Consider the following 22800-nt stretch of genomic DNA (forward strand, 5'->3'; position numbering starts at 1 on the left):
CATGAAACGATTCATTTACACAAACCTATTGGTTTTACTATTGGTTCTGGCCAGTTGTTCACAACCCAAAAAAGCTGACGAAACGACTAAGCCCAATGTTATTTTGATCATTACCGATGATCAAGGTTTTGGCGATTTGGGCTATTATGGGAACCCCAATATCAAAACCCCTGTTTTGGATAGTTTGGCAGCGCGTAGTGTACGTTTTGATGAGTTTTTGGTAAATCCGGTTTGTGCCCCTACCCGCTCTGCGATTATGACCGGTAAATACTGTATGAGTACAGGGGTCCATGATACCTATATGGGTGGGGCCATGATGGCACCTTCAGAAGTTACGATAGCAGAGCTTTTAAAAGAAGCTGACTATAAAACGGGTATGATCGGCAAATGGCATTTAGGGGACAATTATCCCATGCGTCCCCAGGATCAAGGTTTCGATTATACGTTTAATCATCTCTCTGGTGGAATAGGTCAATACGGGGATTGGCCCAATACCTTAAAAAGGGATAGCAGTTATTTTGATCCCATCCTTTGGGAAAACGGGAAGCAGGTACAGACGAAGGGGTATTGTACCGATGTGTTGACAGAAGCTGCACTGGATTATGTCGAAGAAAATAAAAGTAATCCGTTCTTCCTGTATTTATCATACAACGCTCCTCACGGGCCGTTACAATTACCGCAAGAATACTATGACATGTATAAGGATACGGATCCCGATGCGGGGCTGATAGACCAAGGCATGCCATATCCGGAAGTAACGGAACACAGTCGTGAAAATGCTAGGAAGGTTTACGGTATGGTTACCAATATCGATGACAACCTACGTTTGCTCTTCAATAAATTGGAAACCCTGGGGCTAGAGGAGAATACGCTGGTCATTTTTATGACCGACAATGGTCCACAGCACCCAAGATATGTAGCCGGTATGCGTGGTAGAAAAGGTTCTGTGTTCCAAGGTGGGGTACGGGTACCGAGTTTTTGGTACTATCCAAAAGCATTTAAAGAAGCCAGGGACATAAAGACCCCTGCCGCCCATTACGATATTTTGCCAACCATAGCAGAATTGACCGGCGCCAAGATACCGACCGATTTGGATATAGAAGGAAGGAGTCTAATGCCTTTATTGACCAAGTCTACAGAAGATCTATCAGAACGGTACATCAGTAGGTATTGGGCGAGGGCAGCTCCGGTAAGGTACCGAAACGTATCCACCAGAAAAGGAGATCTAAAACTTGTAGGTGTAGGTAAGGACGATGAGGGTAATGATAAGTTCGAATTGTTCGATTTGAGTAAAGATCCCTTTGAAAGAAATGATATTTCTGAAAACAACCGTGGGATGGTGACCGAACTAAAATCGGAAATGGACAAATGGCTCGATTCCATGGAGTCTTCCGAGCATATACTAAATTCCCCTAAGCCTATCATAGGTACGGAGTACGAGAATCCCGTGATGTTAAATCAAAACGATGCACACTTTATAAAACAAGAAGGTAAAAAAGAACAATTGATGTATTGGGATGTCGAAGTCGATGCCTCCAAATCTTTTGATATTACGGTTCATTTAGATCGTGGATTGGATACCAATGGCACATTGGAATTGATCATAGGGGACGAGACCAAAACCATCGATTTTGAGGGTGAAGGCCAGACCAGCCTGCAATTTCCCAATGTAAAATTGAACAAAGGCACATTGACCATCATGCCGAAATTGTATCTAGCACAAAAAGGGGAATTAAAATTCACATATCCATTCTATATGGAGATAAAAGGATAATAACCAAGGGGTCGACACAATGAAAACAGAAATGAACAACATGATTAATAAGTTATGGGTACTGCTTTTAGGTGTAACCTTGACTTTTTGTGCAAACCCCAAGGATGGGGGGCAACAAAAAGAAGGCTTTGGTCTTCAATACACTCAAGCAGCTGAAAAATGGACGGAAGCCCTACCAATTGGAAATGGTAGTTTGGGCGCAATGATCTACGGTGGTGTGGCCCAGGAACATATCCAGTTTAATGAAGAAACCCTTTGGCGTGGACAGCCCCATGATTATGCCCACGAAGGTGCAGGCGAATATCTCGGGGAAATCAGGGAATTATTAACTGAGGGTAAACAGCTTGAAGCTCAAAAATTGGCTCAGGACCATTTTATGAGTGATCCCATAAAACAAATTCATTATCAGCCGTTTGGTGATATTTATATCGATTTTAAAGATCATGACAACTTCAAAAACTATAAACGCGAACTAAATTTAAATAATGCCGTTGGTTCGGTATCATATACGGTTAACGATGTGGATTATAAGCGGGAGGTATTCTCCAGTTTTCCTGATCAAGTTATTGCCATACACTTAACGGCGAGTAAAGCCAAAGCCCTTAATTTCGACTTGTGGTTGGATGCCATCCATGAAGACAAATCCGTAGTGACATCAAACGATTCGCAAACCTTGGTGGTAAAGGTGAAGGATGGTGTTTTAAGAGGTGTTTCAACCTTGAAGATAGTAACCGACGGGAATATTGAAAACACCGAAGGGAAACTTCAAATAACCAAAGCTTCAAAAGCGACGGTCTATTTGACCGCTGCAACGAATTATATCGATTTTGAAGATGTGTCGGGCAACCCTGAAAAAATAGTTCCGGAAACCTTGGCCAAGGTTTCGAATACCGATTACGAAGCCGTTAAGTCGAAACACATTGCGGATTATCAATCGTTATTCAACCGTTTTGAGATCAGTTTTGGGGATAACGGTAAATCGGCAAATCCGACCAATCAAAGGATTTACGATTTCTGGAAAGATCCCAATGATCCGCAATTGGTGGCCTTGTATGTGGAGTACGCACGCTATTTGACCATTGCCAGTAGTCGTCCGGGAACAAAACCGGCTACACTTCAGGGTATTTGGAATGATCAATTAACCCCCCCATGGTTTAGTAGTTACACCACGAATATTAATTTGGAAATGAACTACTGGCCGGTAGAAATGTATAACTTAAGTGAATGCCACGAACCCTTGTTCGATTTAATTGAAGACCTATCGATTACGGGGGCAAAGGTTGCTAAGGCGCATTACAATGCCGACGGTTGGATCGCACACCATAATGTGGATATCTGGCGTGGTGCGGCCCCGGTCAATGCTTCACACCATGGTATTTGGTTGGGAGGGGCAGGTTGGCTGAGCACCCATATTTGGGAGCACTATCTGTTTACACAGGACAAAGGGTTTCTAAAAGAAAGATATCCGCTTATTCGGGAGGCGGCCTTGTTCTATTCCCAATATTTATACAAAGACCCACAAACAGGATATTTAATAAGTTCCCCATCCAATTCCCCGGAAATAGGAGGTTTGGTAGCCGGGCCGACCATGGACCATCAGATTATAAGGGCCTTGTTCGATATCACTATTGAGGCAGCTGCTATTTTAGGCGAGGACGCCGATTTTACAGCCGAATTGAAAACCCTTATTCCACAAATAGCGCCAAACCAAATTGGTAAACATGGGCAGTTACAAGAGTGGTTGGAAGATAAGGACGATCCCGAGGTACATCATAGGCATGTATCCCATTTATGGGGGGTTCACCCTTGGAATGAAATCAACTATGAGGATACTCCCGAATTCATGGAGGCCGCAAAACAATCCTTAAGATTCAGAGGGGATAATGGCACCGGATGGAGTTTGGCTTGGAAAATCAATTTCTGGTCGAGGTTTAAAGATGGGGATCATGCTTATGAACTATTGCATAAACTACTGAGTCCTGCCGAAAAACCGGATGGTAAAGTCGGGGGTGGCTCGTATTCCAATTTGTTCGATGCACATCCACCGTTTCAAATCGACGGGAATTTCGGAGGGGCTTCGGGTATCTTGGAAATGCTTATTCAAAGTCAATTGGGGAAGATAGAACTACTACCGGCTTTACCGCAGGCACTACCACAGGGAAGTATTTCCGGCGTTTGCGCCCGAGGTGGTTTTGAGTTGGATTTCACTTGGGAAGATTCGCGGCTGACCGGCGTCAAGGTATTATCGAAAGCTGGTGGCAAGTGTATTTTGGTATATGAGGATAAGCAAATGGAATTTGAAACTGAAAAGGGCGGAACATATTCTTTTGATGGCACATTACAATCATTATAAAATAGCAGACATGAAAAAATTAGCAATCCTTTTGACCCTTGTTTTTGGTTGGAGCCATTTGGTCTTGGCCCAAAAGAAAACAGAAAAACCCAACGTGATACTGATCTTCACCGACGATCAAGGCTATCAGGATGTCGGGGTTTTTGGGTCCCCTTTGATCAGTACGCCAAACTTGGATACGATGGCATCAAACGGGATGAAGTTTACCGATTTTTATTCGGCATCCTCAGTATGTTCACCCTCGAGGGCGGCGTTGTTAACAGGGGCATACCCTCCCCGTATCGGAGTGCCCGAAGTGCTATGGCCCAACAAACCCGGGGGATTGTCGAATGAGGAGTATACGATAGCCGATATGCTGAAAACCCAAGAGTATGCCACGGCTTGTATCGGGAAATGGCATTTAGGGGATAAGGATCAATATATGCCGACCGCCCAAGGATTCGATATGTATTATGGTATTCCATATAGCAACGATATGTCGGTTTATCCAGAAGCAAAGGTCTCAAAACACATTTTATTCAGGGAAGGGATGACCATGGATAGCCTTAGGCAAAAGAAATGGAGGAAAGGTAAAGTTCCGTTAACCGAGCAAAACGAAATCATCGAATATCCCGTAGATCAAAACACATTGACCCAGCGCTATACCAAAAAGGCATTGGAGTTTATTGAAGAGCATAAAGAAGGCCCTTTCTTTTTATACCTGGCACACTCAATGCCCCATATTCCATTACATGCCTCAGAAGCATTTAAAGGAAAGAGTAAACGAGGTCTGTATGGGGACGTGATCGAGGAAATTGATTGGAGTGTAGGTGAAATTTTAAAAACCTTGGACACTTTAGGCTTGGACGACAATACTTTGGTGATCTTTACTTCGGATAACGGACCGTGGAATTTAAAGAACGGACATGGCGGTAGCGCCTATCCATTGCGGGGTTATAAGTTCGACACCTATGAAGGCGGCATGCGTGAGCCCATGATCGCACAATGGAAGGGGAAAATACCGGCGAATACCGTTTGCAACGAGCTTGCTTCAACGATTGATATCTTACCCACATTAGCCTATTTGACCCATAGTGCATTACCCGAAAAACCTATCGATGGCAAGAATATCTGGAAATTGTTGTCCGGTAAGAAAAGTAAATCACCCCATTACAAGGAAGGGTTTTATTACTATAAGGAATCAACCTTGGAAGCCGTGCGAAAAGGCGATTGGAAATTAAGGGTTACCACAGACGGGGTCGCTTTATATAACCTGAAGGAAGACATTTCAGAAAGTAGGAATATAGCCTCCGAACACCCTAAAATCGTTGAAAAATTGCAAAAAATGATGGAAGGGTTTGATAAGGAGCTACAAGGGAACAAAAGGAATAAGGAACATTTATTAAAGAAATAATGTCAATACAATCGATTCTGAAAATAGCAGTACTCAGTGTTGTACTATGCTCGTGCAAGTCAAAAAAGGAGCCAGTACAACCCAACATCATTTATATATTGGCTGATGATTTGGGGTATGGCGATGTTTCATCGTATAATGAGAATTCCAAGATAAAGACACAGTACATCGATAACCTGGCTTCAGAAGGCGTCATGTTCACCGATGCGCATACCAGTTCTTCGGTTTGTACGCCCACCCGTTATGGTGTTTTGACAGGACGTTATAATTGGCGTACCACCCTTAAAAAAGGGGTGTTAAGCGGGTATTCCAAATCACTCATACAACAAGAGGAAACGACGGTTGCCGATTTTTTGAATGAAAATGGGTACGCTACGGCATATATCGGAAAATGGCACTTAGGGTGGGATTGGGCCTTGGAAAATACCGATTCATTGGATATTGACCATCTAAAGGCCCGTCCCGCGGTAGATTATACCATACCGGTTAAAAACGGACCGAATACCCACGGATTCGATTATAGTTATGGCTTTTGTGGTTCTTTGGATATGCCCCCTTATGTATGGGTTGAAAATGGCATGCCAACTAGGGTGCCGACAGATACCACCAAGGGCAAAAAAGGTCAGGCAACCTGGAGAAAAGGACCGACATCCAAAGATTTTTCCCATGAAGAGGCCCTGCCGGAGATTACGGAACGCACGGTGAATTTTATTGCTGAAAATGCCAATAAGGATAAACCGTTTTTCATTTATATGCCATTACCTGCACCGCATACCCCTATTCTTCCCACCAAGGAGTTTCAAGGGAAAAGTGGCTTGGATAACCCATATGGGGATTTTGTTTTAATGGTTGATTGGGTGGTTGGTGAAGTCACAAAGGCATTGGAACAAAATGGGATTTCCGAAAACACATTGATCGTTTTTACCAGTGATAACGGTTGTTCCCCCGCTGCCAATTATAAACAACTAAAGGCCAAAGGGCATAATCCAAGTTATGTCTTTAGGGGTTTTAAATCCGATATTTATGAAGGAGGCCATCGCGTACCGTATATCATGAGTTGGAAAGGAACCATTGAACCCACCAAATCGGATCAGTTGGTTTGTACTACGGATTTGTTTGCGACCGTAGCCGATTTAATAGGGGTCGATTATGCCGATGATGTAGCTGTTGATAGCTATAGTCACCTTGCGGCAACGAACATAAAATCGCAAAAACCTTTAAGGAAAAGTATTGTACACCATTCCGTTGATGGGGAGTTCGCCTATAGAAAAGGAGACTATAAAGTCAATTTTTGTTTCGGTTCCGGTGGTTGGAGCTACCCAAGTAAGAATGTAAAGAAAGCGATTTTGGACACTTTACCCAAAGTGCAGCTCTATAATGTAAAAGTGGATATGGCAGAACAAAACAACCTCCAAGCCGAATTTCCGGAAGTAATCGCCGAATATAGGACCGATTTACTGCAAATCATCAATAACGGTAGAAGTACCGAGGGGGAAAAGCAAAAGAATGACGCCGTTGAGGATTGGCCACAATTGGAGCACATAAAATAAAGTCAACATGAATTTAAAAGTATACAAGTTGAAATACTTACGAAGAATAACACTGATTGCCCTTACTGGAATATGTATTTGGTCATGTTCCCAAAATCGGGACGATGAAAATCCGGCTTATAAGGATCCCAACCTTTCTGTCGATGAACGTGTTGAAGATTTATTGGGTCGAATGACATTGGAAGAAAAGTTCTGGCAAATGTTCATGATTCCCGGGGATTTAAGCATTGGAAAAGATAAGTTGAAGCATGGTATTTTCGGTTTCCAGATTTCATCCAAAGGAAAGAATGACAATGCCGCTGAACAAATTATGGACTACGGTTCAACGGGAAGTGCCAAACAAATGGCAGAGGAAATTAATGAAATACAACGTTACTTTATAGAGGAGTCGCGTTTGGGCATTCCTATCATCCCGTTTAATGAAGCCTTGCATGGTTTGGCCCGTGATGGAGCCACGGCTTATCCACAGGCTATCGCTTTGGCCGCGACCTGGGATACCACTTTAGTGGGGAATGTGGCCAAAGCGATTACAAAAGAAACCAAAACCAGGGGTATTAGACAAATACTTTCACCTGTTCTGAATATCGCCAGGGATGTACGTTGGGGGCGTGTTGAGGAGACCTATGGGGAGGATCCCTATTTGACCACACAAATGGCATCTGCTTTTATAGGGGCCTTTGAACGTGAGGATGTCATTACCACGCCAAAACATTTTGTGGCCAATGTGGGCGCAGGAGGCAGGGACAGTTACCCTATTAGTTTTAACGAACGCCTGTTGGAGGAAATCTATTTTCCGGCATTTAAAACCGTATTTCAAAAAACCGGGGCAAGGTCTGTAATGACGGCCTATAATTCTGTTGATGGTAGTCCGTCTACCTCAAACGAATGGTTGCTTCGAAAAAAGTTGAAAGAAGAATGGGGCTTTGACGGGTTTGTGATTTCTGATGCGGGAGCAACGGGAGGGGCCAATGTGTTGCATTTTACTGCGGCAAACTACGCAGAATCCACCGAAGACGCCGTTGAAGCGGGATTGGATGTCATGTTTCAAACCAATTACAATCACTATCCACTTTTCTGGGAAGCCTATGAAAAAGGGATGGTTGACTTAGCCGCCATAGACGAAGCGGTAAGTCGTATCCTAAAGGCAAAATTCGAATTGGGATTGTTCGAGGATCCATATGTCGATGCAAAGGAAGCTGCACTTTGGAACGGTCACAAAGACCATAGGGAGTTGGCCCGGACAGCAGCGGCCAAATCCATGGTATTGTTAAAGAATCAAGATCAAGTGTTGCCGTTGAAAAAGGCGGCCAAAGTGGCCCTTATCGGGTATGATGCCAAGGCTGCCCGTTTAGGGGGGTATAGCGGTCCCGGTAACGACAAAGTCTCCATATATGATGGGGTCGTCAATAAAATTGGGGAGGCCAATGTTTCCTATGCAGAAGGAGTTACCTTTAAAGAAGAATCCTATAAAGTGGTTGCCCCAGAATTCCTTTCTACCGTTGAAGATGGAGAAAAAAAGGCCGGCCTAAGTGCATCGTATTTTGATAATATCAAACTTAGCGGTACGCCAAAAGTGGAGCGAATCGATAAAAAGATCCAATTTGGATGGACCCTCTTTTCCCCGCATGAGGATTTACCCTACGATTGGTTTTCTGCACGATGGACAGGGAAATTAAAGGCGCCCAAATCAGGTTTGGTCCATATCGGTATTGAAGGAAATGACGGGTATCGATTTTACTTGGACGGGGAATTGATTATCGACAATTGGCAGAAACAATCCTATAACACCGTAGTAAAACCGTTCAGGTTCCAAGCAGGTAGGGAATATGATATAAAATTGGAGTATTTTGAATCCGCAGGGAATGCCAAGTTCAAGATGATATGGGATCATGGTGTAGTGGACAATTTGGACAAACAAATTTCAGATGCAGTTTCAGCAGCTAAAAAAAGCGATGTGGCTGTAGTGGTTGCCGGTATACATGAGGGCGAATTCAGGGACAGGGCCCTATTGGATTTACCGGAAAATCAAGAAAGATTAATTAACGCCGTTGCTAAAACAGGTAAACCCACGGTAGTTATACTCGTTGGGGGTAGTGCCATTACCATGGCCGATTGGAAACCAAATGTCGATGGAATATTGATGGCTTGGTATCCGGGCGAAAACGGTGGTAATGGCTTGGCCGATGTGTTGTTCGGGGATGTGAGTCCGGCAGGGCGTTTACCCATTACCTTCCCTGTTGATGCGGCCCAATGTCCGTTGTATTATAACAATAAACCCACGGGAAGGGGCGATAATTACCATAACCTTACCGGGCAACCTTTGTTTCCTTTCGGTTACGGGTTGAGCTATTCGTCTTTCGAATATACCGACCTTGAGTTCAGTAAAAACAATATCGCCAAGAATGATACCGTCCAAGTTTCCTGTACAGTGGAGAATACCGGTCAATTTGACGGGGATGAAGTGGTTCAACTGTATATCAGGGATGAATTGGCTTCAGTGTCAAGACCTATAAAGGAATTGAAAGGGTTTCAACGTATTTCATTGAAAGCGGGGGAGAAAAAGCAAGTCACATTTGAGCTGGATCCGGAAAAATTATCCATGCTGGATAAAGATTTGAACCGGGTAGTGGAATCCGGGGATTTTAGGGTCATGATCGGAGCGTCATCAAAGGATATTCGTCTAAGAGGTATATTAAACGTAAAATAGTAAGTAATGAAAGTATTAAAAGGAATAGCAGTTATAGCTTTGGCATTGTTTTCTTCCTGTACGCAGGAGCCTGATGTACAGGTGAATTGGATAAGTTCTACCAACGATAAGCCTTGGGAGACCAAAGTCTATACCGGAAACACCGAGGGGGCGGTGGCCAAAATTTCCATCGATTTGGATCTAAGCAAAAAGCAACAGACCATTGATGGATTCGGAGGTTGTTTCAATGAATTGGGTTGGGAAGCCTTAGGTATGGTCACTGCCGAAGAAAAGCAAGATATCCTAAACGACTTGTTCAACACTGATTCGGGCTGCAAATTCAATCTTTGTAGAATGCCGATAGGGGCCAATGACTATGCGGTTAACTGGTATAGCCATAACGAAACCGAGGGGGATTTCGCTATGGAAAACTTCAGTATCGATAGGGATAAGGAACGGTTGATCCCATACATCAAGGAAGCACAAAAGTTAAATCCGAACGTACAGGTTTGGGCCTCTCCATGGTGTCCACCTTCTTGGATGAAGCACAGTAAGCATTATGCCTGCAAGTCGAACCCCGAGTTTAACGATCTACCGGAAGAATGGAGCTCAACCGAAGAGTTGGTATCCCGTTTTATTACAGAACCGGAATATTTTGAAGCGTATGCATTGTACTTTGCGAAGTTTGTAAAAGCTTACGAAGAAGCAGGTATCGATATTAGTGCGGTACATGTTCAAAACGAATACAATTCTGCACAAAACTTTCCATCCTGTGTTTGGAACCCTCAAGATTTAGGGATTTTCATTGCAGATTATTTAGGGCCCAAATTCGAATCGGAGAACTTGGATACGGAGATTTGGTTGGGTACCGTAGAGCGTCCACAATTGGAAAGGGTAACCGATGTTATTGAGTATAAGAATGCAAAAGAGTATGTAGATGGAATCGGTTTTCAGTGGGCCGGTAAAGGGGCGATAGAAGCGGTTCATGCCACTTATCCCGAAATGCGATTGATGCAGACCGAAACCGAATGCGGAGATGGGTCCAACGATTGGAAAGCGGCTGAACATACCTTCGGCTTAATGAAGCATTATTTTGAAAACGGCGCGAATTCGTACATGTATTGGAATATGGTATTGGATGAAACGGGCAAAAGCCAATGGGGTTGGAAACAAAATTCAATGATCTCTATCGACAGTAAGACCAAGGCCATCGTGTACAATCCTGAATTCTACTTAATGAAACATTTGAGCGCTTATGTGGCACCAGGCTCTGTAAAGTTATTGGCTGCCGGGGATGTCGACAATACCATTGCTTTTTACAATGAAGCCGATAAAACCGTAGTCCTTTTGACGTATAACGATACGGATGAAAAGCAAGAACTCAATGTTACCATAGGGGAGGAAGTCGTAAAGGCAGCCATTGAGGGTAAATCGTTCAACACCTTGGTGGTTTCGATTTAATATGCTTAAGCCTTAAATGGAAATTAAAGGGTTATGAATGTATTTGGGGTGCACTCATTTTATGGGGTGTAAATCAAAAGGGTAAAGATTATAGTTCGATCATGAATAAGATATATAAGTTGTTGGTGGTAATGCTCCTTCCCCTAATGATAGGGTGTAAGCAGATGGAGGTACCTCAAAGACCCAACTTTGTATTTATCATGGTCGATGATCTGGGGAAAGAATGGATAGAATCGTATGGGGCAACGGAAATCGAAACCCCTAACATCAATAAGTTGGCAGAAACGGGAATTACATTCGACAATGCCTACTCCATGCCACAGTGTACACCCAGTCGGGTGGCCTTGATTACAGGACAATATCCGTTTGCCAATGGGTGGATAAACCATTATGATGTACCCCGTTGGGGGCATGGGGTGAATTTTGATGCCGATAAAAATCCAAGTTTTGCCAAAGCCTTGCAAAATGACGGATATGCCACCTGTATAGCGGGAAAGTGGCAGATCAATGATTTTAGGATCGAACCCAAAGCCATGGAAAATGCGGGTTTTCAGGAATATTGTATGTGGACGGGGTACGAGTCGGGTAATAAACCCAGTGAAAATCGGTATTGGGACCCTTATATCTTCACGAAAAATGGCAGCAAGACCTATGAAGGTGAATTTGGACCCGATATTTTTTCGGATTTTATCATCGACTTTATGTCAAAGAACAAGGATAAGCCCCTTTGTGTTTATTATCCAATGGTTTTAACACATGCCCCTTTTGTGCATACACCCCACGAACCTGAGGCAAAAACCAAATACCAAAAGCATCAGGCGATGGTACGTTATACCGATTTCATTATCGGGAAAATAGTGAAGTCATTGGAAGATAATGGTTTGCTGGATAATACATACCTCCTATTCACCACCGATAATGGCACCTCCAATGGCATCATAGGAAAAAGGGATGAGGTTTATGTTCGGGGAGGGAAATCGTTTTTAACCGAAAACGGGATCAATGCGCCCTTTTTGGTCTTGACCCCCGATAAGATGCATTTTACGACCGATGCCCTTATCGACTTTACCGACATATACCCGACATTACTTGATTTGGCGAATGTCGGGAATAAGGCCGAAACGAACGGCTACTCATTTGCGGATGTATTGAAAGGGGAGCGTGTAATCGGCAAGCGGGATTGGATATTGGCTATGGGAGGACTATCGGCAAAAATAGGTGAGGACGATCGAATGGAAAATTGGTTCCAATTTAGGGACCGTGTGCTTCGCGATAGGCGATATAAGGTGTATACCGATACTTTAAAACGCATTGTAAGGGTGTTCGATTTACAGTCAGACCCTTATGAAACCCATAATCTGATTGGAGAAGGGGCATCGGCCCAGGTACTTGAAAAATTCGAAGGTATATTGAATGGTCTTCCTGATCGGGATGCACAGCCTGTTTATACCAAAACAGTGGATAGCCTATACAATGTGCCTATTGAAAAATTGAATTGTTGCGGTGGGCCGAAAGGAGCTAGAAAAACGAATATGTTGCCTCTGGCGACCGAAGAGGCATTTTTAAAATTAAGTAGTAAGGAATAAACACATAACGGAATTAAATTGGAAAGAAGGAAATTTTTAAAGTATGTAGGGGCCACCTCCATTTATATTGGGGTTTCTTCCTGCGCATCGACAGGTTTTTTTAGAAGGAAGTACGATGAAGGGGTATGTAGGGAAGCATGGGGCAAGCTTGCGAACAAGGGTGAAGCCTTTGCATATGTAAATCCGGATAAGAAACTTCCCAATGTGTTTATTTATGGCGATTCCATTTCAATAGGCTATACCCCAACCGTAAGAACCGAATTGGAAGGAAAAGCCAATGTGTTTAGGTTTCATAAAAACGGACAATCAAGTAATAAGTTCATCCCTTTTATGGAAAAAATGAAAACGACCATGTTTCAGCCTTACTTGAAAGGTGGTTGGGATTTCGATTGGGATGTTATTCATTTTAATGTCGGGTTGCACGATTTAAAATATGTAAAAAACGGTAAGCTCGATTTAGAGAACGGAAAGCAGGTAAACACCATTGAAAAGTATAAGGAAAACCTACATGGGATTTGTGAATATCTGATGAAGGAATATCCAAAAGCAAAATTGATTTTTGCTACGACCACCGCAGTTCCTGATGAAGGTGCCGATGGCAGGGTTGCAGGCGATAGTGTAAAGTACAACAAAGCGGCTTTGGAGGTTTTGGCCGGTTATCCATCAATTGCCATTAACGATTTATACAGCTTTACCAAACCCAATGCCAAGGACTGGTACATAAAACCCCATAACGTACATTATAACGATTTAGGTAAAAAAGAACAGGGGAAAGAAGTTGCGAAAATTATTGCTGAAAACTTGTAATCATGAACAGAATAGTACTCATTATATCATTATTTCTTATTTCCATAACCGGGGAGGCACAAAAGAATTCCCCGAATTTCATTCCACAGCCCGAATCCGTTCAGTTTTCCGATGGCGTGTTTGTTCTCGACCAGATCACTAAGGTAATCGTTCCCAAAAAATTCAGGGAACAACTCATACCTTATGTCGCTGAAAAGATACAATCCGATTTAGGTCTCAACCTCGTGTATTCCTATAACGGGCCCGATAAAGGGGAAAAACACATTCTATTTAAATTGGAAAAAAAGGCTTCGTTAAAAGAAGAAGGCTATCACCTTATTATTGGCCCCGAATCGATTGTGGTCATGGCAAAAGACTATGCCGGACTATTCAATGGCTTTCAGACCTTACGGCAAACATTCCCATTGGAAAGTACCGGGGAAGTCCGTATACCCGCTATGGAGGTTAAGGACAATCCCAGGTTTCAATGGCGTGGAATCATGTTGGATGTTTCCAGACATTTTCAACCCAAGGAATTTATCCTAAAACAAATAGACGTACTTTCTTCCTACAAGGTGAACAAATTCCACTGGCATTTAACAGATGACCAAGGGTGGCGTATCGAAATCAAAAAGTATCCCAAGCTAACGGAAAAAGGAGCTTGGAGAGCGGATAGAAGTGGCATTGCATGGTGGGAAAGGGAAAAAGCCACAGCGGAAGAGCCCAAAACCGTTGGAGGGTTTTATACCCAAGAGGAAATCAAGGAAGTTATCGCCTATGCCAAGGTAAGGAATGTCGAGATCATTCCTGAAATAGATGTGCCCGGCCATAGTAAAGCACTTGTGGCATCCTATCCTGAACTGTTTTGCTATGATGATCCAGAAGCCGATTTTGAAGTGGCCGTTGGCGGTAAAGCCCCTGACAATACGGTTTGTCCAGGTAAGGAATATTCCTATGGATTCCTGAACGACGTCATTAAGGAAGTCGCTGCATTGTTCCCTTCCCAATATTTGCATATCGGCGGTGATGAGTGCAATAAAAAGAACTGGAAAAAGTGTCCGTATTGCCAAAAGGCAAAATTGGATAACGGATTGGAGGATGAGGAAGAATTACAAAGTTATTTTATCCAGCGTATTCACGAATTGGTTAAAAAACAAAAGAAGACCATGATCGGTTGGGATGAGATTTTGAGTGGAAATGGAGCCCCGGGAGCTACGATCATGGCTTGGAGAAGAGGAAAATACACACCACAGATCACGGCCCCCCAAGAAGGTTACCCTACGATTATGACATCCTATAAATATTCTTATATTAGTCAGGTACAGGGACCTACCATTACAGAACCGGAAGGACCAAAGGTCGTTTTACCGCTTTCAAAGGTTTATGGCCATGAGCCGGTCGCAGCCGAACTTACTGAAGCCCAAAAAGAATTGGTACTGGGTAACCAAGCAAGTTTATGGGGGGAGTTTACACCTACCCAAGAACATTGCGAGTATATGCTATACCCTAGGGCAATAGCCAGTGCTGAGGTTTCATGGAGTTTGCCCGAAACCAAGAATTGGGAACGTTTTCAAACCGCTTTGGAAGATTACCATTTTGACAAATTGGAGCGTAAAGGTATTAACGTCTCTAAAAGTTTGTACAGTGTATACCCGTCCTACACGATTGACGAATTGCATGGTGAAGCCATCGTCTACTTACAGACCGAGAGTGTAGGGTATGAGATCAGGTACACCTTGGATGGCTCGGAACCTGATATTGATAGTGCGGTATATACCAAGGCGTTTAGGGCAGAACCCAAAAGCCTACTTAAAGCCGCCTTGTTCAATGACAAAGGGGAACAAAAAGGAAAAACCTTGGAATTAAGATTGAAATAAAAAAGGGATTATGAAAAAATATGGAATCTTACCGATACTGTTCTTTTGTCTTCAGTTACTTACGGCCCAAGAAAGACCCAATATCGTTTACATCATCTGTGATGATTTAGGGTATGGGGATGTACAGGCCTTAAACCCTGAAAAAGGAAAAATCCTAACCCCGAAAATAGATGCGTTCGCTAAAGAAGCGATGACATTTACCGATGCACACTCGGCCTCTGCCGTATGTACACCATCCCGATATGCCATTTTAACCGGGCGATATTCATGGCGTTCAAGATTACAAAAAGGTGTTTTGGCAAGTGGAGATGAATTGGAACCTTTAATTGATGCCGATAGGATGACGGTGCCAAAAATGCTCAAGGAAGTGGGCTATAAAACAACCGCCATTGGCAAATGGCACCTTGGGTTTAAGTTTGTTGACGATGAAGGTAATCCAGTTCAGGTTTATGATGGTAAAAAAGTTGTTGGACCGGCAATCGGATCAACGGTTCCAAACGGACCTATTACACGTGGTTTTGATTCCTATGTAGGATTTCACCATTCAAGGGTTATGAAAACAGTTATAAAGGATGATAAAGTGGTCGATATGATGCCTCCCATTGAAATGTTACAATTTTTAGCCGAAAATGCTGAAAATTATATCGCAGAGGAGGCTAAGGACGATACGCCGTTTTTTATGTATTTGGCTTTGAATTCACCCCATAGCCCTGTAGTGCCATCAGAGGCCTGGCAAGGTAAAAGTGGTATGGGCGCTTATGCCGATTTCGTGATGGAAACCGATGATGTGGTGGGTCGTGTACTTGAAGCCTTGGAGAAAAACGGTATTGCGGATAATACGTTGGTTTTCTTTACCAGCGACAATGGTTGTTCGGCCCCGGTTGCCAAAGCAGGGAAATTGGAAAAAGAATTCGGTCATTACCCCAGTGCGGATTTTAGGGGATACAAATCAGATATTTGGGAAGGTGGCCATCGGATCCCGTTTATCGTCAAATGGCCCGGGAAGATCAAACCCAATACAACCAATAGCCAGCTTATCTGCCAGACGAGTTTAATGGCAACCTGTGCAGCGATCACCGGTGCGGATTTGGATGCCGATGATGGTGTGGATTCGTACAGTATTCTTCCGTTATTGAAAGACAATAAGGCCAAAACGGATTATGAATTGGTGGTGCACCATTCCATTAATGGGAAATTCTCCATTAGAAATAAAAAATGGAAATTGGAATTGACTCCAGGTTCCGGAGGATGGAGTGCCCCAACAGATAAAAAAGCCATAATGGAGGGTTTGCCCCAGATACAGCTGTATAACATGAAAAAGGATTGGAGGGAAACCACGAATGTGTATAAAAAGCATCCAAGAATTGTAAATCGATTGACGGCGGAATTAATTCGGATTGTTGATAACGGGAGAACAACGGTAGGTACGTCACAGAAAAATGATGTGCCGATAGATATCTATAAAACCGGGAATAGCGAAGCAGGAACAACACATTGATACCACTTTAAAGAACAAGGATTTTATGTTAATAGGAAAAAGAAAAATAGCGGTTACGATTTGTTTTGTACTAGGCGTTCTAGTCATGGTTTCTTGTTCCACGGCAAAACCGACAAACGAAAAAGTACAACAGGAAAAGCAACCGGTAGATTATATAGACCCTATTATTGGAGCCATTACCTATGGGAAAAAATCCAAAGATGCCCATGGTTTTGGAAAAACATTTCCGGGTGCCGCAACCCCTTTTGGCTTGGTACAATTAAGTCCGGATACTTTTACGGGTGGTGATAATGGTTCGGGCTATTCGTACGAGCATCCAACACTCGAAGGTTTCAGTTTTACACATATGAGCGGTGTAGGTTGGTTTGGCGATTTGGGCAACTTTTTAGTGACGCCCACAACCGGTAAATTACATACGAATAGAGGTGTTCCTGAAAACCCGGAAGATGGTTACCGATCTCGGTTTTCACATGATACCGAGGTAACCAAAGCAGGCTATTACGCAGTGACTTTAGCCGATTATAAAGTAAAGGCGGAATTGACGGCGGCACCAAGGGCAGGAATAATCAGATTCACTTATCCGGAAAATGACAGTTCACGAATTCAAATCGATTTATCACGTCGCGTTGGTGGTACATCAACGGAACAATACATCAGGGTAGTTGACGAAAACACGATTGAAGGCTGGATGAAATGTCCCCCGGAAGGTGGTGGCTGGGGCGCTGGGGCCGGTAACGCCGATTACGTGGTGTATTTCCATTGCCAATTTAGCAAGCCGTTAAAAGACTACGGAATATGGAGTGCCGATATTCCTGACGTGCCTAGAAAGATGCGTTTTATCAGAAGGGATAATTATCAGGATGCAGTTAAAAATGCCGAAATTTTTAAAGGTAGAAATGAAATGCAAGGCAAGCATTTAGGGTTTTATACCGATTTCAGCACAAAAGAAGGTGAACAGGTGTTGGTGAAAAGCGGCATTTCATTCGTGAGTATCGCAGGTGCCAAGGAAAATCTCGAGCACGATATCGATCATTGGGATTTCGACAAAACCAGGCAAGAAGCACGTGACTTATGGAGTACGGCCATTTCAAACATAGCGGTATCCGGTGCAACCGATAGGGAAAAAACCATTTTTTACACCGCACTTTATCATACCTTAATCGATCCTCGGGCTTTTTCAGACGTAAACGGAAACTATATAGGGGCCGATAAACAAGTGCACCAAACCGATAATTTTACTTACCGTACTATTTTTAGTGGTTGGGATGTGTTTCGTTCACAATTTCCGTTGCAAACCATTATCAATCCTGCATTGGTCGATGATGAAATCAATTCCCTATTACAAATGGCAGCGTTAAGTGGTCGCGAATATTTACCACGCTGGGAAATGCTGAATTCCTATTCGGGCGTAATGTTGGGGAATCCGGCAGTTTCGGTAATTAACGATGCTTACCAAAAAGGAATTCGTAACTACGATGTGGAAAAAGCCTTTGAGTATTCATTGAACACGGTGAACAACACAGGAAATGGTGAGTTAGGGTATTCACACAAGCACATTTCCAAAACCTTGGAGTATGCCTATTCCGATTGGGCGTTGGCAACCTTTGCACAAGCGTTGGGCAAAAATGGGATTGCCGAAACCTATTTCGAAAAAAGTAAAAATTATAAGAATATCTGGAACGATGAAGTCAACTGGTTTAGGGCTAAGGACAGTACCGGAACTTGGTTGGAATGGAAAGGGAAAACCGTTCATGGCCAAGGGTGTATTGAAAGTAATCCGTTTCAACAAGGTTGGTTTGTGCCCCACGATATCGATGGGTTAAAGACTTTGATGGGTGGTGAAGAAGCTTTTAAAAATGAATTGATCACTTTTTTTGAAAACACGCCCGAAGACTTTCTTTGGAATAACTATTACAACCATGCCAATGAACCTGTGCATCATGTACCGTTTATGTTCAATGAAGCCGGTGTACCGCACTTGACCCAAAAATATACCCGTAAAATTTGTGATAAGGCTTACGGTATCGATGCTTACGGATTATGCGGTAATGAGGATGTAGGTCAAATGTCTGCGTGGTATGTGTTGGCTTCCATTGGTATTCATCCCATAAATCCGGGGGATAATAAATACCAAATCACGAGTCCGGTTTTCAATGATGTCGAAATTAAATTGGACAGCAACTATTATTCAGGAAAAACATTCAGGATTATCGCCCATAACAATTCAAAAGAAAATATTTATATACAAACAATCAAATTGAATGGAAAACCATTGGATCGCTTTTGGATTTCTCACGAAGAAATCACCAAAGGTGGTGTTTTGGAATTTGAAATGGGTCCAGAACCAAAGATATAAAAGGGATAATGATGACACCAATCCCATTGAAGTCCATAAAACAAATGAAGAGTAAAATAGTGTGCTCATCGCTGGTTTTGTTATGTATGGCTTGTGAACAACCGAAAAGCAAACGCTTTTTATAAAGATCTAGAAAACAATAAAAGACCCGTAGGGGAAATTAAGGCATAAAAGAATGAATGAATTGATGCTGAATAACAATAAATTACTATCAATCAGTTCGGTAGTATTCATATTGCTGATATTGGTCGGTGGTGTTTCAGCCCAAAGTCAGCAACCTCCTAACATCATACTTATAAATGCAGACGATTTAGGTTATGGAGACCTCAGTAGCTATGGTGCAAGTTTACTGAATACCCCAAATATTGATCGGTTGGCTAAAGAAGGACGCAGATTTACAGATGCACATTCGGCTTCAGCGGTATGTACACCATCTCGCTATGCGCTTCTAACAGGGGAATATCCTATTAGGCATGGAAACTTAAATGCGCCCGTTTTTCTTAAAAGCAAGTTGGTTATAGATACTCAAAAAGAAACAATTGCCTCTTTGCTAAAAAAAGCAGGCTATTCCACAGCTTGTATTGGTAAGTGGCACCTAGGTTTTGGAGAAACCGAGCCTGTAGATTGGAATAAGCCTTTAACACCTGGACCTAATGAGCTTGGGTTCGATTATTACTATGGTGTTCCTGTTGTAAATAGTCACCCTCCCTTTGTATATGTTGAAAACCATCATGTAGTAGGTTTCGTTGAAGATGATCCTTTCATTTATGGTAAAAAAGCAAAAACACAGGAAGTTTTTGAAAAAATGAAACTCGATGCTATCGGAGGAGCGGATAAGGCACATGGTTTGTATATAGACGAACAAGTTGGCACCCGTTTAACAGAAAAAGCCTTGAGTTGGATGAAGCAGCAAATAGACAAACCGTTTTTTCTGTATTTGGCAACAACGAATATCCATCATCCGTTTACGCCGGCACCCCAATTTGTAGGAACAAGCAATTGCGGTATTTATGGCGATTTTGTTCATGAATTGGATTGGATAGTCGGTGAGGTTATGAAAACGGTTAAGGAGATGGGAGAAGATGAAAATACGCTGGTAATTTTTACCAGTGATAATGGAGGCATGTTTAATGCCACAGGACAAAGAACATGGCAACAAGGGCACAAACCCAATGGTGAATTGTTAGGGTTTAAATTTGATGTCTGGGAAGGCGGGCATCGTGTGCCGTTTATTGCACATTGGCCGGGAAAAATTAAGGCCGGAGAGGTGTCGGGCCAACTCATTTGTAATGTTGATATGCTGTCTACTTTTTCGGCTCTGACAGGACAGCAGTTTGATGAAAACCAAGGAAGGGATAGTATTGATATGTTAGATGTTATCCTAGGGAATACGGATGCACAAATACGGGAAGAAGTGCTACTCGCTCCTCTTAAAAAATCGCATCTGTCCGTTAGAAAAGGAAAATGGATGTTTATAGGGGCAAGAGGTGCAGGCGGGTTTAGTAGTGGAAAATACGGTGCACATGCTTTTGGAGGGCCAAAGGCTATAGAATTTGCAGGACAAATTAATAGTGATATTGAAAACGGAAAAATAAAAAAAGATGCGCCTCCTGCTCAATTGTACGATCTTGAAAACGATCCCCATCAAACAACGAATGTGTACAATAAGTTTCCTGAAATAGCAATCGGGATGGAAGAACTTTTAAAATCGTACAAAAATTAAATTAAAAACAGTCAAAAAGTAAAATAGATGGATCTATTGTTAAAACATTTTAAGTCTGTAATTATAATTACAATTAGTGTTGTGATGTTAAGTTCTTGTGCTTCAGCGAACAAAGAAGAATTGGTATCAATAGAGTCTCTATTGCTTGAAATGATAGATCGTGAAGCGATATCGAGATTCCCCAAGCATGATTTTCGCTTAAAACAAGAAAGTAGTTACAACAGAGCTTCAAAAACACCGAATGATACGGTGGGATGGTTTTTCAATGAAGATTTCAATTCAAAGAAAATCACAGGGAATTTTGTTCGGGTTGAAGAGAATAATGGCGAAAAAGAATGGGTATTAATGGATCATAAAGGTCCGGGAGCTATCGTTCGTACATGGATGCCTTTCTTAAATCCCAAAGAACCAAATACAACCAATATCATTAGAATTTATTTGGATGGCGCTGAAGAACCTGTTTTGGAAGGCAATATGCTTGGGCTTTTAAACGGAACCGGCTTGTTCCCATTTCCTTTTGCACATAAATCGTTACGCTCTTCGGTATCTTTTTTCCCTATAGCCTATGCCAAAAGCTGTAAAATAACCGTAACCGAACAACCATTTTTCTATCAATTCACCTATCGTGCCTATGCCGAGGGAACTGAAATAAAAACGTTTACTTTAGAAGATTTCAATAAAGAAACCGAATTGATAAAAAAGGTCGGCGAGGCTTTATTATCCCCTAAAGGTGCAGAAAAAGGGGAAACTCTTCAATTAAAAGAAACTTTAAAACAGGGAGAGGAAAAATTGCTAAAGCTGCCTGAAGGTACAAAAGCAATAAGGGATTTAGCATTAAAGTTAGGGAGTTATAAAGACTCTACCGTTACACGTTCTGTGGTATTGAAAATGGAGTTTGATGGGAAAGAAACCGTTTGGTGCCCAATTGGGGATTTTTTTGGTAGTGGTATAGGATTAAATCCGTTTCAAGGATGGTATAGAACAGTTGCTAACGATGGTACCATGTCTAGCAGATGGGTAATGCCCTATCAAAAGGCGGGAAAAATTTCCATTCTCAACCTCGGCACCCAACCTGTGGAGGTAAAGCTAAAAGCAGTAGTAGGGGATTATGACTGGGACGATCGTAGTATGTACTTTAATGCGGCATGGAGAGGGGAATATCCTGTATCCACAAGACCGTTTTCCGATTGGAATTATGTTACACTAAAAGGAAGGGGTGTTTACGTTGGGGATGCATTGACCATTTGGAATCCTGTAAAAAGATGGTGGGGAGAAGGCGATGAAAAAATTTGGGTCGATGGGGAAGATTTCCCATCCATTTTTGGAACGGGAACAGAAGACTACTATGGGTATTCTTGGGGAGGAATGAGCAACGATTTCTATGAGCATCCATTCCATGCGCAACCCAATTCCAATGTTTACAATAAGAACCATAGGAAAACCGAAGCTGAGTTTGGTACCCGAAATACCCAAAAATACAGCACGGAAACCCGTACGCGTTCTTTGGATGGCATGCCTTTTGGTAGCTCCCTTCAATTGGATATGGAAATTTGGAGTTGGACAAAATGTGATATGGAATATGGTGTGGGGGTCTATTGGTATGGTGATGCCAATACAATTTCCAATCGTAAAGCAGATCCGGAAGCGGTGACGGATTTATTACGTACGACCAAGGAAATAATCGATTAGGAAAGGCTAAGGCATTTTAAAGGGTTGTCCCACGCTATGGAAGGATGGCTAACATAAGGTTTAATAAA

The 22800-nt window shown here is 42.5% G+C and carries 13 protein-coding genes; all 13 read left to right on the forward strand.

Features of this window, described 5'->3' with window-relative positions; translation table 11 throughout:
- Position 1: 1 nt before the first annotated feature.
- Entirely contained in the window at positions 2 to 1774 is a 1773-nt protein-coding gene (locus PHU20_RS09415) for an arylsulfatase (protein ID WP_274825101.1), read from the forward strand.
- Between the two features lie 40 nt (positions 1775 to 1814).
- A complete protein-coding gene (locus tag PHU20_RS09420) occupies positions 1815 to 4127 on the forward strand; it encodes a glycoside hydrolase family 95 protein (RefSeq protein ID WP_274825102.1) in 2313 nt (770 codons plus the stop codon).
- Positions 4128 to 4137: 10 nt separating this feature from the next.
- Positions 4138 to 5520, forward strand: a complete 1383-nt coding sequence (locus tag PHU20_RS09425; protein WP_274825103.1) for a sulfatase family protein — start codon at positions 4138 to 4140, stop codon at positions 5518 to 5520.
- Complete coding sequence (locus tag PHU20_RS09430) at positions 5520 to 7070, forward strand: sulfatase family protein (RefSeq protein ID WP_274825104.1); 1551 nt, start codon at positions 5520 to 5522, stop codon at positions 7068 to 7070. Before PHU20_RS09425 ends, PHU20_RS09430 begins: the two co-directional genes overlap by 1 nt.
- A gap of 7 nt (positions 7071 to 7077) precedes the next feature.
- Positions 7078 to 9777, forward strand: coding sequence for a glycoside hydrolase family 3 C-terminal domain-containing protein (locus tag PHU20_RS09435; RefSeq protein WP_274825105.1), 2700 nt, complete (start codon positions 7078 to 7080; stop codon positions 9775 to 9777).
- A gap of 6 nt (positions 9778 to 9783) precedes the next feature.
- Positions 9784 to 11217, forward strand: coding sequence for a glycoside hydrolase family 30 protein (locus PHU20_RS09440; protein WP_274825106.1), 1434 nt, complete (start codon positions 9784 to 9786; stop codon positions 11215 to 11217).
- 101 nt (positions 11218 to 11318) lie between these two features.
- On the forward strand, positions 11319 to 12803 hold the full coding sequence (locus PHU20_RS09445; RefSeq protein WP_274825107.1) for a sulfatase family protein: 1485 nt from the start codon (positions 11319 to 11321) through the stop codon (positions 12801 to 12803).
- Between the two features lie 18 nt (positions 12804 to 12821).
- Positions 12822 to 13610 carry an SGNH/GDSL hydrolase family protein gene (locus tag PHU20_RS09450; RefSeq protein ID WP_274825108.1) on the forward strand — a complete coding sequence of 263 codons (789 nt, stop codon included), beginning with the start codon at positions 12822 to 12824 and terminating at the stop codon, positions 13608 to 13610.
- A 2-nt stretch (positions 13611 to 13612) separates the two neighbouring features.
- Positions 13613 to 15466 carry a beta-N-acetylhexosaminidase gene (locus PHU20_RS09455; RefSeq protein ID WP_274825109.1) on the forward strand — a complete coding sequence of 618 codons (1854 nt, stop codon included), beginning with the start codon at positions 13613 to 13615 and terminating at the stop codon, positions 15464 to 15466.
- A gap of 10 nt (positions 15467 to 15476) precedes the next feature.
- On the forward strand, positions 15477 to 16964 hold the full coding sequence (locus tag PHU20_RS09460; RefSeq protein ID WP_274825110.1) for a sulfatase family protein: 1488 nt from the start codon (positions 15477 to 15479) through the stop codon (positions 16962 to 16964).
- A 25-nt stretch (positions 16965 to 16989) separates the two neighbouring features.
- Entirely contained in the window at positions 16990 to 19320 is a 2331-nt protein-coding gene (locus PHU20_RS09465; protein WP_274825111.1) for a GH92 family glycosyl hydrolase, read from the forward strand.
- Positions 19321 to 19495: 175 nt separating this feature from the next.
- Complete coding sequence (locus tag PHU20_RS09470; protein WP_274825112.1) at positions 19496 to 21043, forward strand: sulfatase family protein; 1548 nt, start codon at positions 19496 to 19498, stop codon at positions 21041 to 21043.
- Positions 21044 to 21070: 27 nt separating this feature from the next.
- Positions 21071 to 22732 carry a glycoside hydrolase family 172 protein gene (locus PHU20_RS09475; protein ID WP_274825113.1) on the forward strand — a complete coding sequence of 554 codons (1662 nt, stop codon included), beginning with the start codon at positions 21071 to 21073 and terminating at the stop codon, positions 22730 to 22732.
- Positions 22733 to 22800: the final 68 nt, after the last annotated feature.

It is taken from the genome of Maribacter polysaccharolyticus (assembly GCF_028882255.1).
In the GTDB taxonomy this organism is placed as follows: domain Bacteria; phylum Bacteroidota; class Bacteroidia; order Flavobacteriales; family Flavobacteriaceae; genus Maribacter_A; species Maribacter_A polysaccharolyticus.